The 13335-nt window shown below is 59.2% G+C and carries 13 protein-coding genes; 5 read left to right on the forward strand and 8 right to left on the reverse strand.

Features of this window, described 5'->3' with window-relative positions:
* Positions 1 to 3: 3 nt before the first annotated feature.
* Positions 4 to 1182: a M24 family metallopeptidase gene (locus ACQZ60_RS02775; protein WP_448734713.1), complete on the reverse strand. Its 1179-nt coding sequence runs from the start codon at positions 1180 to 1182 to the stop codon at positions 4 to 6.
* A 419-nt stretch (positions 1183 to 1601) separates the two neighbouring features.
* Here ACQZ60_RS02775 and ACQZ60_RS02780 point away from each other — a divergent pair, with 419 nt between their 5' ends.
* The 4 genes from ACQZ60_RS02780 (at position 1602) to ACQZ60_RS02795 (ending at position 4599) form a co-directional block, all read left to right on the forward strand.
* A complete protein-coding gene (locus tag ACQZ60_RS02780) occupies positions 1602 to 2225 on the forward strand; it encodes a DUF1989 domain-containing protein (RefSeq protein WP_448734714.1) in 624 nt (207 codons plus the stop codon).
* A complete protein-coding gene (locus tag ACQZ60_RS02785) occupies positions 2222 to 3025 on the forward strand; it encodes an amino acid ABC transporter ATP-binding protein (RefSeq protein WP_448734715.1) in 804 nt (267 codons plus the stop codon). The genes ACQZ60_RS02780 and ACQZ60_RS02785 overlap by 4 nt, the downstream gene beginning before the upstream one ends.
* A 5-nt stretch (positions 3026 to 3030) precedes the next feature.
* On the forward strand, positions 3031 to 3687 hold the full coding sequence (locus ACQZ60_RS02790; protein WP_035260852.1) for an amino acid ABC transporter permease: 657 nt from the start codon (positions 3031 to 3033) through the stop codon (positions 3685 to 3687).
* Positions 3688 to 3810: 123 nt separating this feature from the next.
* Positions 3811 to 4599: a transporter substrate-binding domain-containing protein gene (locus ACQZ60_RS02795; RefSeq protein WP_035260854.1), complete on the forward strand. Its 789-nt coding sequence runs from the start codon at positions 3811 to 3813 to the stop codon at positions 4597 to 4599.
* A 108-nt stretch (positions 4600 to 4707) separates the two neighbouring features.
* Here the strand turns inward: ACQZ60_RS02795 and ACQZ60_RS02800 are convergent, their stop codons facing one another.
* The 5 genes from ACQZ60_RS02800 to ACQZ60_RS02820 form a co-directional block, all read right to left on the reverse strand.
* A complete protein-coding gene (locus tag ACQZ60_RS02800) occupies positions 4708 to 5469 on the reverse strand; it encodes a DeoR/GlpR family DNA-binding transcription regulator (RefSeq protein ID WP_035260856.1) in 762 nt (253 codons plus the stop codon).
* Between the two features lie 109 nt (positions 5470 to 5578).
* A complete protein-coding gene (locus ACQZ60_RS02805; RefSeq protein WP_035260858.1) occupies positions 5579 to 6385 on the reverse strand; it encodes an ABC transporter permease in 807 nt (268 codons plus the stop codon).
* Between the two features lie 3 nt (positions 6386 to 6388).
* Entirely contained in the window at positions 6389 to 7294 is a 906-nt protein-coding gene (locus tag ACQZ60_RS02810; RefSeq protein WP_051671855.1) for an ABC transporter permease, read from the reverse strand.
* Positions 7295 to 7296: 2 nt separating this feature from the next.
* On the reverse strand, positions 7297 to 8400 hold the full coding sequence (locus ACQZ60_RS02815; protein ID WP_035260864.1) for an ABC transporter ATP-binding protein: 1104 nt from the start codon (positions 8398 to 8400) through the stop codon (positions 7297 to 7299).
* Between the two features lie 78 nt (positions 8401 to 8478).
* Positions 8479 to 9618: an ABC transporter substrate-binding protein gene (locus ACQZ60_RS02820; protein ID WP_082707599.1), complete on the reverse strand. Its 1140-nt coding sequence runs from the start codon at positions 9616 to 9618 to the stop codon at positions 8479 to 8481.
* A gap of 294 nt (positions 9619 to 9912) precedes the next feature.
* Between ACQZ60_RS02820 and fabG the strand changes: the two genes are divergently transcribed.
* Positions 9913 to 10683, forward strand: a complete 771-nt coding sequence (gene fabG, locus ACQZ60_RS02825; RefSeq protein WP_035260135.1) for a 3-oxoacyl-ACP reductase FabG — start codon at positions 9913 to 9915, stop codon at positions 10681 to 10683.
* 58 nt (positions 10684 to 10741) lie between these two features.
* Here the strand turns inward: fabG and ACQZ60_RS02830 are convergent, their stop codons facing one another.
* A complete protein-coding gene (locus tag ACQZ60_RS02830; RefSeq protein WP_448734716.1) occupies positions 10742 to 12073 on the reverse strand; it encodes an aspartate aminotransferase family protein in 1332 nt (443 codons plus the stop codon).
* A 10-nt stretch (positions 12074 to 12083) separates the two neighbouring features.
* A complete protein-coding gene (locus ACQZ60_RS02835; protein WP_035260131.1) occupies positions 12084 to 13067 on the reverse strand; it encodes a phosphotransferase enzyme family protein in 984 nt (327 codons plus the stop codon).
* Between the last annotated feature and the right edge of the window lie 268 nt (positions 13068 to 13335).

Genomic DNA, 13335 nt, shown 5'->3' on the forward strand with positions numbered 1-13335 from the left:
ACACTACCACCAGTGGCTGGGCGAACGGGTCAGAAGCTCGTTGCCGTCGCGCCCGACGATGATGATATCCTCATAAAAAGCGGCGCCGACACCGTCGAGCGAAAGGAAGGATTCGATACCGAACACCATGTTTTCCTCGGCGATATCTTCAGGCTGCGACATGCTGGTTGAAATTCTCGGCTGTTCGAAGCCGAGGCCGATGCTGTGACCATAAAACGGGAAGTTCTTCATGATGGCGGATACCGAGCCGCCGAAGGCCTGCGTCAGACGGTCGCCCTCAGCGGCAATATCGATGAGCTTCACGCCCGGCCGCATCATGTCGGAAAGACGATGAACGATATTGGCCGCAGCTTCGATCAGCCGTCGCTGGTCCGCTGTCGGTTTGCCGCATATGCCGGTGCGGCCGGGGTCGAGATAATAGCCCTGAAAAAATGCCGCATGGATGGTGCCCGTGACGATGTCGCCGGGCTTTGGTGTGTCCGCGCTATAGCCGGTCAGGGGAAAACGCTGGTCGAAACCCAGCGTTTCGCCATGGTTGCAGCCGATCATCTGCAGCCGGCCGCCGCGCCGCACCACTTCACGGGCCGCCCCTCCCGCCGCTTCCTGCTCGGAAAGGCCGCCGGTCAGGCCTTCCATCAACCTGTTCAGGCCGGCAGTCGCGCCTTCGCCGGCAACGCGATAGCAATCCAGTTCCTTCAGGCTTTTGATGCGCCGGACGGAGCGGATCAGATCGTCCTCGGCTACCCACTCAATGTCTGGAGCGTCCTGAAGCAATTGCTGGTAATATTTGACGGGGATGAACTGCGTGCCGACGATTGCGACACGCCCTTTGATGCCCCTTTCGACCAGGGCTTTCGCCACGCTTCGGAAAGGATGGTTGGAACAATGCGTATCGCGGATCGAGACGAGATCGGTGCGCACTTCCGGCTCATCGATATGAAGCTGCGGCTCGCGGCCCTGCTGTAGAATGATCCCGGAAAAGGACCGGGCGGTCCATATCAGGGAATCCATGCCGCCGCTGATGGCGTAGTGGTTGGAAAGATAGAGTATGTCGCCGCAATTGTCCGTGGTGCCGCCACCGCGGCCGAAGACGACCGCTGTTTCATAGCCACGGCGCTGCATTTCCCGCAAAACCCGCTGCCAGCGGCTTTCATATTCCTCGATCGCAAAATACCGGATCACGCGTTCCACTCCATTCAATCTACTGTTCTGCCGGGCGGTCTTCGCGCGCCGATCCACCGGGACCTGCGGCAAACTCGGACAGCATTTCCATCAATGCGCGGTCCTCCCGGAGAAGCCCGCATTTGCGGATTGCGACCGGAAGATCGCCGGGCCGGATTTTTAGGTACACCAAACGTATCCCGTGATTGATGGCAGTGCAAGCGAATGATGCGGGAGGCATAAATGATGCAATTTTGTGCATTTTATTGCTCGTTTTATGGCTGTTTAGCCTAATATATTTGCTATAAATAGTTGAAAATCTTTATTGAATTCCGTTGGTATACTGAATATAAATTGTTTCGACCGAGCGGTATCGATCCGGGTCTATTGCCTGCTTGCCGCCGTCTCACCGGTTTCAGCATTCCTTCCAACGGTGTCCGATGACTGAAAATGTGCAGAATTTATTGGCAGGTCATGGCGCAGCCTATCGCATGCTGGCCGGCGAGGTCGCCATCGTTACGAATTCCCACGGAAACCAGGTCGTGGATGCGTGGGCTGTTGCGGCAGGCGATCCATCCGAGATCAGCTCGATGGACCATACGCGCTCGGTAAACAGCAATATCTTCATCGAGCGCGGCATGGGTATCTTCAGTAACCGCAGAAGAGCCATGATGACGCTGGTGAGCGACAGTGCCGCCCTGCGGCATGATACGCTGCTCTGCCCATGCAATGCGGATCTTTACCGGCAACTGGGATGCGAGGGTTTTCATCGCAGCTGCTCCGGAAATTTCCATGAGGCGCTGGCGGAGAAGGGTATTGCCGTCGCCCAGACGCCCGCATCTCTCAACCTTTTCATGAATGTGGCGGTGAACGCCGATGGCAGTCTCGACCGACGCCCGCCGGCGTCCGCGGCGGGTGACCATGTGGCGTTGAGGGCCGAGATGGATCTCCTGCTCGTGCTGTCCGCCTGTCCCCAGGACATTACCGAGATCAACGGCGTGGACCGCACACCGAGGGATGTCGCGGTGCAGATCGTCGATGAATACAAGGAGACGACCCCATGACCGAACCGGTTTTGAACCTGCGGGATATTCGCAAGAGCTTCGGGGAAAACGAGGTTCTGAAAGGTGTCTCGCTCAGTGTCGAACCGGGTGAGGTGGTATCCATCATCGGCGCGAGCGGTTCGGGCAAGAGCACCTTCCTGCGTTCGATAAACGGTCTGGAAATGCCGCAGTCGGGTTATCTCGAATTCGAGAACCTGTCTTTCGATTTTCGGCCGGAATCGCGATTTTTCCCGACGCCCTCGCAGCTGCAGACCCTGCGCGCCCGCGTCGGCATGGTGTTTCAGAGTTACAATCTCTGGCCGCATATGACGGTTCTGGAAAATGTCATCCATGCTCCGGTCCGGCTGCTGAAACGACCCAAAAGCCAGGCTGTCGAAGAGGCGGAGGCCCTGCTTTCCCGCATCGGCCTTTATGAGAAACGCCACAGCTATCCGGCACGCCTGTCCGGCGGCCAGCAGCAGCGCGTCGCCATCGCCCGGGCGCTGGCCATGAAGCCGCGCCTGATGCTTTTCGATGAGGTGACCTCCGCGCTCGATCCCGAACTTGTCCATGAGGTGCTGGTGCTGATGGCTTCGCTGGCGGCGGACGGCATGACCATGCTGCTGGTGACCCATGAAATCGCCTTTGCCCGCGACGTTTCATCGCGTGTGCTCTTTTTCGACAAGGGTGTCATCGCTGAAACCGGCGCGCCCGACATTCTTCGCAATCCGCAGAGCGATCGCCTGCGGCAATTTCTTCACCGCATTTTGCATGACCAGCTTGCCCCCAGCGGCGCAGCAGATGGCGCCGGGGGAGCGTGACGACGATGGCGAATTTTATCGACGAAGTGCAGCTTTACGGTCCGGGCTTTCTGCTGGCTGCCTGGACGGTGTTCTGGCTGACGATCCTGACCATTATCGTCAGCTGGGGCTGCGGCCTGCTTGCGGCGCTCAGCCATCGTTCGCCCTGGCGCGCGGTGCGTGCCGCCTCCGCCTTCTATGTCTGGTTCGTTCGCGGCACGCCAACCCTGATCCAGGTCTTCATCATCTATTTCGGCCTGCCGCAATTCGGCGTGAAGCTCTCGCCCTTCACTGCCGGCGTGCTGGCGCTCGGCGTCAATAGCGGCGCCTATGTCGCGGAAATCATCCGGGGAGGCCTGTCCGCCATCCCGCGCGGGCAGACGGAATCGGCTCTGGCGCTGGGGTTCAGCCCGGCCGAAACCATGTGCAGCATTATCCTGCCGCAGGTATTCCGCATCATCCTGCCTTCGGTCACGAATGAAGCCATTTCGACGTTGAAGAATACATCGCTGCTGTCGACGATCACCGTCGTGGAACTGACGCTTTATGCCCAGACGCTGATTGCCGCAACATTCAGGCCTTTCGAGTTCTACATCGCCGTGGCCGTCATCTATCTCCTGCTTACGACGGTGCTGACACAGCTCGCAGCCTTGCTGGAACGCCGTTATGCCCTTTCAAGCTGAGGCCCCGACGGTTCTCAGCGATGCCTGAAATATCCGGCGGAGCGATCCGCAGGATCGACTGCGGGTGACGCCAATGCCGCCTGACGAACAGGAAAATGCAAAAAATCAATAAGGGAACGAGTCATGAAATTCAAATCTATCGCATTTGCCGTCGCCGCACTCGCTGCGACCATCACCAATGCTCCGGTCTTTGCCGCAGAGCTTGAATTGCTGGAGCCCGGGAAGCTGCAGGTTGCAACGGAAGGGACCTTTTCGCCCTTCAGCATGCGTGCCCCGGATGGAACGCTCGACGGTCTGGAAATCCGCGTGATGAAGGAAGTGGCAAAGCGCCTCGACCTTACCTACACGCCGGTTCTGATCAAATGGGACTCCCTGCTGGTCGGTCTTCAGGCGGATCAGTACGATATCATCAGCGCTTCGATGGATATAACCGAAGAGCGGCAGAAGCGCGTTACCTTTGCCAATGGCTGGCTGGAATCGGGCGGTCGCATCGTCGTCCAGAAAGGCTCGGCCATCAAAAGTGCCGCTGATCTCAAGGGCAAGACCGTCGGTGCGCTCGTCTCTTCCACCTTCGCAAAAATCGCCGAGGAAAAGGGTGCGGTCGTCAAAGGATACAAGGCTGAATCGGACGCGATGCAGGACCTCGTCAACGGCAATATCGACGCGACCATTACCGATGCGATCGCCGGTGCATGGGCGATCAAGAACTCCGGCCTTCCCCTCGAAATGACGCCGGATTTCGTCAGCCACGTCCAGAAAGGTTTCGCCATCAAGAAGGGCAAGCCCGAGCTGGTGAAGGCGGTAAACAAGGCGCTCGCCGACATCGTGGCCGACGGCACCTATGCGAAGCTGACCGTGGAACTCGTGGGTTTCGATCCGGCACCGAAAGACCCGATCAAGAGCCTCGAATAAGCGCCCGGTCGCTGCTTTTTTAGTCCCGTGCCGCTTCAGCCCTTCAAGCTGAGGCGGTGCTTTTCCCGATCATCTATCCGAAGACGGGAGATAATCGCGCCTGGGCCTTCAGCATTCCACCTGCTGGACGGCAAATTCCCTGAACCGTTCGGCAAGCGACGTCGAGACCGTTCCGTCGGTGACCACGATGTCGATGTCCCGCCATTCCGCGTAGCGTGCGGGAAATATCCTGTCGTGTTTGGAATGGTCGGCGACCACCATCGAGCGTGCCGACCGCGAAAGCATGGTCCGGTAAACCAACCCGCATTCAAGAAGCGCGTCGGTGGGACCGTCGGGGCCGAGGCCGGAGGCGCCCAGTATCGCGAAATCGGCATTGAATTCCTGAAGATACGATACCGCATGCGCGCCGATGGTGGCGCCTTCTGTCGGATGATATTTGCCCGGCAGCATCACGACGTCGATGGTGGGATTGATGGCGAGGACCGTGGCAACACCAAAGGCATGGGTAATGACGGTGATGTTCTTCATTTCCGTGGCAATACGCCGGGCGACATGAACGGTGGTCGCTCCCGAGCCGATCATCAGCACCCGTGCGTCCTTGAGCAGCGGCACGGCGGCGCGGGCAATGCGTTCACGCTCGGAAACAAACAGTGCATGTCGTTCCGTGACGGAGGGTTCGGTGCCGAGGGAGCGCACCGCCCCGCCATAGGTGCGGTTCAGCAGGCCCTGATCGGTCATCTCGTCGAGATCGCGACGGATGGTTTCGGTTGAAACCGCCAGCATCTGGGCAAGTTCGGCGACGCGCAGGCTGGGCGACTGGTCGAGTTCGCTGAGAATCCTGTTCTGCCGCGTCGATTTCGGTTTCTTCATCTATGCCTCGTCTCATCCCGCTTTGCTCAACTGCTTTTTGGCAGCATAGCGGGTGGCCTGCAAGTCCGGCAGCGGAGCGCAGGCTGTTTCAGCCGTAGCCGCTTTTGATTCAGGCCGCCATGCGCCTGCGTCGCAAGAGAGTGCCGATCAGCCCGCCACCGATCAGGAGCGCCGCCGCCGAAAGCGTGCTCATCGTGCCGAGCGCCGGCACCATCGGCGTGTAACCGGCAACCATCTTGGAATAGAGCCATTTCGGAACGGTGGAATCGACGCCGGCCGTATAGAGCGACAGCGGAAAATTGCCCCACGAGAGCAGGAAGGCGAAGAGCGCGCCGGACCATATGCCGGGCCAGAGGATCGGTAACGTCACCTCACGCAGAATGAACCAGCGGGAGGCGCCGAGGTCGCGGGCGGCTTCCTCCAGCGTCGTGTCGAAACCATAGACCTGAATGGCGATGACCAGCGTTACCACCGGCACAATCCAGACCAGATGGGCAATGACGGCGGTGATCCAGCTCGGATTGACGCCGAGCGCGTTGAACCACAGGAGCAGCGCCAGACCCAATACCGGCTGCGGAAAGAATACGGGCAGGAGAATGACCTTCTGGTAGAGTTTGCGGCCTTTCCAGTCGTAGCGGGCAAAGGCGAGCGCGCCGAAAAAGGCGAAAACGATCGAAACGAAGGTGACGATGGTTGCGATCAGCAGCGAGTTCGAAACCAGTGTCTGTATTTCGAGAGAATCGAGAGTTTTTCCCCACCACTCGCCGGAGAATATTTTCACCGGGAAAACAAAATATCGTCCCTTGGCCAAGCCTGCGAGTGCGCCGCAGAGTATCGGCAGATAAACGACGATCAGAACAAAGGCCGTCCAGAGGCGAATAGCCAGACCGGTTTGGATTTGCGCACGGGTTTCCATGGGTTACCTCCGGCCGAGAATGCGGTCGAGATCGAGCTTCGACAGCACGAAAAGCGACAGGCCGCTGACGATGACGACGAGGATGAGAGCGAGCGCCGACCCGAGCGGCCAGTTCTGCGCATAGGTGAAGGCCACCTCGATATCCTGGGCGATGGTGATGACGGATTGCCCGCCGAGGATTTTCGATTCCGCCACCGCACCCGCGCCCAGCACGAAGGTCAACAGCATGCCGATCAATATGCCGGGCATGGCGAGCGGCAGCTCGACCTCGCGCCAGATCATGAAACGGCGCGCGCCGAGATCGCGGGCGGCATCGACCAGATCTTTCGGCACCATGGCGATGCCCAGTGTCATGGGAAAGAGCATGAAGGGCAGGTAGACATAGAGCATGCCGAACAGGATGGCGCCCTGCGTGTAGAGCAGTTCCGGGCCGCCGGAAAAGCCAAGATATTTCATCAGCCCGTCGAAAACGCCATTCTTGATGAAGAACAGCACCCAGCCATAGAGCCGCACATTTTCCGACACGAAGAGCGGGAAGACGAAAAGCACGGAAACGAGACCCGCCCATTTGCCGAACAGGCGGTTGAGACCATAGGCGATGGGATAAGCGACGATGGCAAGCCCGATGACGGTGGCCAGGGCATAGGCCAGCGACCACGCGAACGAAATCCAGACGGTGTTGGCCGGATTGAAGATCGTGGTGAAATTTTCAAGGGTGAAGGAGCGGAAGGCATCGAAGCTCTTCGGTGTGGCAAAGGCATAGGCAGCAACGGCCAGAAGCGGCGCAAGAAAACCGAGGCAAAGCAAGGCGAGCACCGGAGCGGCGGCCAGAAGGCCCGGCTCCACCTTGATACGTTGCGCCGGCGTTTCCGCAAGATTGCTGCTGCCTTGTCCAACTGCGATGGCCATGGTCAGCCTCCCACCACGATCGCATCTGCCGCATCCCAGCCGATCGTCACCCTGTCGCCAGCCGCAACCGCTGCGCCGCGTGCCGCCTCGACCAGGTAGATGTGCTCGCCGGCATGGATCTGATATTGGATGCGCGAACCCAGCGAATATTCATTGTAAATGGTGCCGGCAATGGTGTTGTCGGCCGAGGCGCCGGGCGACACGAAGCGCATGGTTTCCGGCCGCACGATGACGGTTGCCTTTTCGGCCACACCCTCGGGAATGCCGGATACGGCCAGCACCTTGCCGCCGGCGGTCATCCAGCCGGTCGCGGTGCGGGTGATGTCGAAACTGTTCACCTCGCCGAAGAATTCCGCCACGAAACGGTTGGCGGGGCGGGTGTAGATTTCCTCCGGCGCGCCGATCTGCACCAGCTTGCCGCGGTTCATCACGCCGACGCGGTCGGACATCACCATCGCTTCTTCCAGCGAATGGGTAATATAGACGAAAGTTTTGCCGCTGACGCGATGCAGGTCCTTGAGTTCTTTTTCCAGCGCCTTTTTCAGCTTGTAATCGAGGGCCGACAGCGGCTCGTCGAAAAACAGAACATCGGGATCATAGGCGAAGGCGCGCGCGAGAGCCACGCGCTGCTTTTCACCGCCCGAACAGCGCATGACGTTCTTGCCATAGTAATTTTCCGGCAGCCGCACCATGCGCATCAGCGCCAGCGCACGGGTCTTGCGCTCGGCGGCGGGCATCTTGCGCACCTTGAGCGAAAACTCGATATTTTCCCCCACCGTCTTGTGCGGGAAAAGCGCCAGAGACTGGAAGACGAGGCACGTCGGACGTCTGTCCGCCGGCACGTCGTTGATGAGGTTGCCGCGCAGCGTGATGTAACCCTCACTTGGCCGCTCCATACCGGCCAGCATTCGCAGAAGCGTCGTCTTGCCGGATCCGGACGGGCCGACGATGGAGACGAATTCGCCTTCCTTAAAATCGACGTCGATGCCATCCACGGCAGCGAAATCGCCAAAAACCTTGCGAACGCCGACGAGCTGCAGCACCGGTCGCGATTTCGCTGCCGTATCGAAGGACGGAATGTCGGGGGAGGTCAATGCGAAAGCCATGTCCATACTCCGGACGGAGGCGCGCCTTCCGCTCTGGAAAACACGCTTTCCTGTTTCATTGAGAATTCAAATATCCAGTCAGCCGCGCAGGCGCTTGGCCGCGGTCATCAGTTCCAGCGCCTTGTCGTAATCCGGTACGATGTCGTATTCGACCGACCTGGCCATTTCCTCTTCCAGGCTGTCCCACTGGATGGCTTCCAGCTCATCCTTGGTGAAAAGGTCGAAGCACTTCTTGTTGCCCATCTGCGAGACCGGGTTGAACGTACCCTCGGCAAAGGCGACCGCATGTGCCACTTCCGGGTGCTGCACATATTTCAGAAAATCGCTGGCGAGCGGTGAAATGTCGGGATTGTTGACGATCGAGGTGATCTCGATCCAGGCGATGCCGCCCTTGCCCTCGATCGGCCCCTTCAGCGGCGTGACGGCGCGCAGGTTGAGATAGCCATCGGCCCGGGCCGGCGAAACGGAATAGGTGCCGCCCGTCAGGTGCAGGTCGATCTCGCCGGAAACCAGCGCCTGGTTCAATGCCGCACCGTCTCCGACCATTTTCGCACCCTTGAACACCTTCTCCGCCGTTTGCGCGAACAGTTTCATTTCCTCTTCGGTGTGGGTCTTGAACGGATTGATGCCGGCGACCATGAAGATGCCGAACACGTTCCAGTCGTCGGATTCGAGAATGCCGTAACTGCCGGCAAGGCCTTCGTCATTGAACAGGTTCCAGCCCTGTTCCTCCGCCGTGACGCGGCTGATCTTGTCGGTGTTGACGACGAAGGAATAGGGCCCGAAGCGTTGCGCCATGCCCAGCAGTTCCTTGCCGTCCTCGCTCATCGCCCAGGGATATGGCGCCTTGAATTGCGGCAGCATCTCATCGAAAAACGGCTCGAATTCCGCTTTTGGCAAAGGCTTGATCAGGCCGGCCGGCGCCATGACCTTGCGCGCCCAGGGATTGTTGACGTTGATGAGGTCCCAGATTCTGGTTTCGCCGGCGCGAAGCCGGTTGATCATCGTCGGATCGTTGGTCAGCGACTCCGCCTTGACCGTCGCGCCCTTGGCCGAACGGTAGGGGTCGAGCACCTGGGCGGAATTGTACCCCTCCCAACACAGGATATTGAGTTCCTTGTCCCGCGTGGCGGCGAAAGCGCTGCCGGCGTTCGCGAAGGGGGCGGTCAATGTCGCCGCACCCATGGCCTGCATGAAATTGCGTCTCGTCAGTTCCATTTCGCTTCCCCTTTTATTGCGCTGTCGGCACCAACTTTTGATGTTGGAAGTGTGTCGTAAAAATGTGTTATTTACAACATTTATTTTTTCCTTCATTTTGTTTTCGAAGATGTGGCGCTCATGAGAATAGGCGGATATGTGCCGGGTATCCGAGAATGACAGGGACATAAAAGCCATGTTTTTCAGGGAATTTCCGGGGGTTTGAATTGACTGACGAGGTTTTGTGCAAACGCGGCATTGTCGCAAAGGCAAATGCTGCAAATATTGGCAACTGCCACAGGAAGGTACATAAAAATGTTGAAGTCTCTACAGGGCAAAACCGTTATTGTCACCGGCGCCAGCCGCGGCATCGGCAAGGGAATTGCCAGACGTTTCGGTGAAGCCGGGCTCAATGTGCTGGTCGTCTCGCGCAGCCAGGCGGATGCAGACGGGGTGGCTGCGGAAATCGGTCCGAACTGCGCCGGTTTCGCCGCGGATGTGTCGACGCCGGAAGGGGCCGAGGCGATGGTGCGGGCGGCGGTCGAGCGCTTTGGCGGCGTCGATATTCTTTGCGCCAATGCCGGTATTTTTCCAGCCGCAAAGCTTGGAGAGATGACGCCTGCCGATTTCGATCACGTCATTTCCACCAATCTGAAGAGTACGTTCCTTTCGGTCTCGGCGGTGCTGCCGGAAATGACAAGGAAGGGAGAAGGCCGGATCGTCATCACCTCATCAATCACCGGGCCGGTTACGGGTTATCCCGGCTGGTCGCATTACGGCGCCTCGAAGGCCGGCCAGCTTGGTTTCATGCGCACCGCCGCCATCGAACTCGCGCCGAAAGGCATCACGGTCAACGCCGTCCTTCCCGGCAACATCTTCACCGAAGGGCTGGAGGGCATGGGCGCGGATTATATCGCCTCGATGGAAAGCTCGATCCCTTTGAAGCGGCTGGGCACGGCGGCCGATATCGCCAATGCGGCGCTATTCTTCGCCTCTCAGGAGGCGGCCTATATTACCGGCCAAACGATCACCGTCGACGGGGGCCAGATCCTGCCGGAATCGCCCGGCGCTCTGGCAGCCATGTAAAAACGAAAACCCCGCAAAACCTTTGCGGGGTTTTCCTGTCGATCCCATCACGGCACGTTCAGCGGTTGCCGAGAATCTCTGACAATACCTCTGAAAAATAATCGGCATCTGCTTTCGAGAAGCAGAGCGGCGGGCGGATTTTCAGCGTTGCGCCGTGCTTGCCGGCCGCGCCGATCAGGATGCCCCTTTTCTTCATTTCGTTGATGACGTGGATGGCAAGCGCCGTATCTGGCTCGCCATTATCGTTGCTGACAAAATCGAGGCCGATGAACAGCCCGGCGCCCCGTATATCGCCGATTGCCGCATGGCGGGACTTGAGGTCGCCGAGACTGCCGGCGAAATACGAACCGACACTATCGGCATTGCCCATCAGTCCCTCATCCGCGATCACGTCGAGAACCGCAAGACCCGCTGCGGCGGCAACAGGATTGCCCCCGAATGTATTGAAGTAACCGGTCTCCTCGCAAAAGCGTTGGAGCAGATCAGGGCGAGTGACGACGCCGCCCATCGGGAAACCATTGCCCATGGGTTTGCCCATGGTGACGATATCAGGGGTTATGCCGTGGCGCAGGAACCCCCAGAGCCCGAAACCGGTGCGGCCGAAACCGGGCTGAACCTCGTCGGCGATGAACAGCCCGCCGGCATTGCGCACCGCCTCCACGGCGGGTTTCAGAAAACCGGCCGGATCTGCATAGATGCCGTCGCTCGAGAAGATGGAGTCGACGATCAGCGCCGCCACACCGTAACCCGCTTTCTTCAGGTCGGCGATGGCTGCTTCGACATTTGCCGCAAAGGTCGCTGCGACCGTGGACGGGTCCCCGCCCGATGGGGCCGGAACGGTGCGCACGAAAGGCGCGGGCTGGCGTTTCCTCAACGCTGAAGGCGAGATTTCCGTCACCAGCGCCGTGTTGCCATGATAGGCGGTCTCGGTGACGATGAAGCCTTCGGCGCCTGAGCCGATGCGTGCGATACGCAGGGCGAGATCGTTGCTTTCCGATCCGGTGCAGGTCATCACCAGATTGGAAAGATCCTCGGGATAGGTCGCAAGCAGCCGCTCCGAATAGGTCTCGACAATACGGGTAAGATAACGGGTGTGAATATTGATCCTGGCCGCCTGTTCGGCAATGGCGGCGACGACGCGCGGATGACAATGCCCGACCGAAGGAACATTGTTGTAGACATCGAGATATCTACGTCCGCTGGCATCATACATATAGGTGCCTTCCGCCCGCACCATCTCGATAGGCTGTTCGTAGAACAGCACGGAAGATGCGCCGAATGTGGCGGAGCGGCGTCGGACCCGTTCGGAAAGATCTTCAGGAAAGCCATCCATGCGGCCGGCGTCGAACCTGTTCAGCGCCAGGATTTCTTTGAAGGGAGCGGCGGTCATGGGGATCCTTTCACAGCGATGCGAGATAACGGTCGGCGAGCGCAACGGTGCCATCCGTATAGGCGGCGCCCAGCGATTGCGCCGTCGGCGTTTCCGAATGTGAGGCGATCCACGCCGTCAGTTGCATGCGCCTCAGCATGATGAACATGGGTAAGGCCGCCACCTGTTCCGCAGCCAGCGGTGCGACTTGGCGATAACCCTCCAGCCAGGCATCCATCAGTTCGGGAATGTAAGGCTCGTGCTCCATGAAGCTGATGGCTGCGGCGAAGTCGTAGGCGAACCACGAAAGTCCGCAATCGTCGAAATCGATGACGCCGAGCCTTTCCCCTTCGACGAGCAGGTTCGCTGCCCGCATGTCGCAATGAACGAGGCCGAAACGATCGACACCGTAGCCAAAGGCCGCCGTGCCCCTTTCCAGTTCGAGATAGGTCCGTTCAAGTGTCGCGCTGCCATCCGCCGTCAGGCCGAGGGCTGCGCGCCAGTCCCCCCACCAGGCGGATGGGCCGATAATATGTTCGAAGTCCCACAATTTTCGAACGAAACCTTCGGGCCTTTTCCAGCGGCGGCTATGGTCGTGGAGGCGGGCATTTATCCCGCCCAGCACGCCATACCATTTCACGAGATCGGTTTCCGCATCCGGTTCCCTGCCGGACATGAAATCGAAGGCGACGGCAAAACGACGGGTCTCGCCGTCGGAAAAAGATTGCAGAAGCCTGCCGTTACGGGACGCCATGACTTTCGGCGTCTTCACCACCCCGTCGCTGCGCAGGGCCTCGGTCCAGGCGAGTTCGGAAAGGATCTCCGCCTCGCTGTGATAGTCGGGCCGATGGACCCGCACGATCACATGACGTCCCGCCGGATCGGTGACCCGGAATGTTGCGTTTTCCGATATGGTCAGCAGCTCGACCCGCGCATCGGGATCAATATCCCAACTCGGTATAAGGCTGGCGACCCCGTCAGCCAGACGCGTCAGGAATTGATCATCATACAACATATGCGTGATTCCAAGCTTCGTTAATGTGGAAATCCAACACTAAAAATGTGGAACATGCAACATAATTTATAATCTGAAAAAGTCCGCCTCCCGGTTTGCCAGGGCAAGGAGCGTTCAGGGTCGAACAGGCGAAGATAATATCGCCTGTTCGATCTGGCGTCTCCGATGCCCGGAACGGCGATTGCGATGAAACCGGACTTAGCCGTTTCGACGTCCTCGGCCCCAATACATTCCGGCTCGTGCAGTCAAAAGCATCACCGTTGCTCGC

It is taken from the genome of Agrobacterium sp. 22-223-1 (assembly GCF_053522385.1).

Coding starts and splice junctions, on each gene's coding strand:
- ACQZ60_RS02780 (WP_448734714.1), top strand. CDS start 1,602: ATGACTGAAAATGTGCAGAATTTATTGGCAGGTCATGGCGCAGCCTAT.
- ACQZ60_RS02785 (WP_448734715.1), top strand. CDS start 2,222: ATGACCGAACCGGTTTTGAACCTGCGGGATATTCGCAAGAGCTTCGGG.
- ACQZ60_RS02790 (WP_035260852.1), top strand. CDS start 3,031: ATGGCGAATTTTATCGACGAAGTGCAGCTTTACGGTCCGGGCTTTCTG.
- ACQZ60_RS02795 (WP_035260854.1), top strand. CDS start 3,811: ATGAAATTCAAATCTATCGCATTTGCCGTCGCCGCACTCGCTGCGACC.
- ACQZ60_RS02800 (WP_035260856.1), bottom strand. CDS start 5,469: ATGAAGAAACCGAAATCGACGCGGCAGAACAGGATTCTCAGCGAACTC.
- ACQZ60_RS02805 (WP_035260858.1), bottom strand. CDS start 6,385: ATGGAAACCCGTGCGCAAATCCAAACCGGTCTGGCTATTCGCCTCTGG.
- ACQZ60_RS02810 (WP_051671855.1), bottom strand. CDS start 7,294: ATGGCCATCGCAGTTGGACAAGGCAGCAGCAATCTTGCGGAAACGCCG.
- ACQZ60_RS02815 (WP_035260864.1), bottom strand. CDS start 8,400: ATGGCTTTCGCATTGACCTCCCCCGACATTCCGTCCTTCGATACGGCA.
- ACQZ60_RS02820 (WP_082707599.1), bottom strand. CDS start 9,618: ATGGAACTGACGAGACGCAATTTCATGCAGGCCATGGGTGCGGCGACA.
- fabG (WP_035260135.1), top strand. CDS start 9,913: ATGTTGAAGTCTCTACAGGGCAAAACCGTTATTGTCACCGGCGCCAGC.
- ACQZ60_RS02830 (WP_448734716.1), bottom strand. CDS start 12,073: ATGACCGCCGCTCCCTTCAAAGAAATCCTGGCGCTGAACAGGTTCGAC.
- ACQZ60_RS02835 (WP_035260131.1), bottom strand. CDS start 13,067: ATGTTGTATGATGATCAATTCCTGACGCGTCTGGCTGACGGGGTCGCC.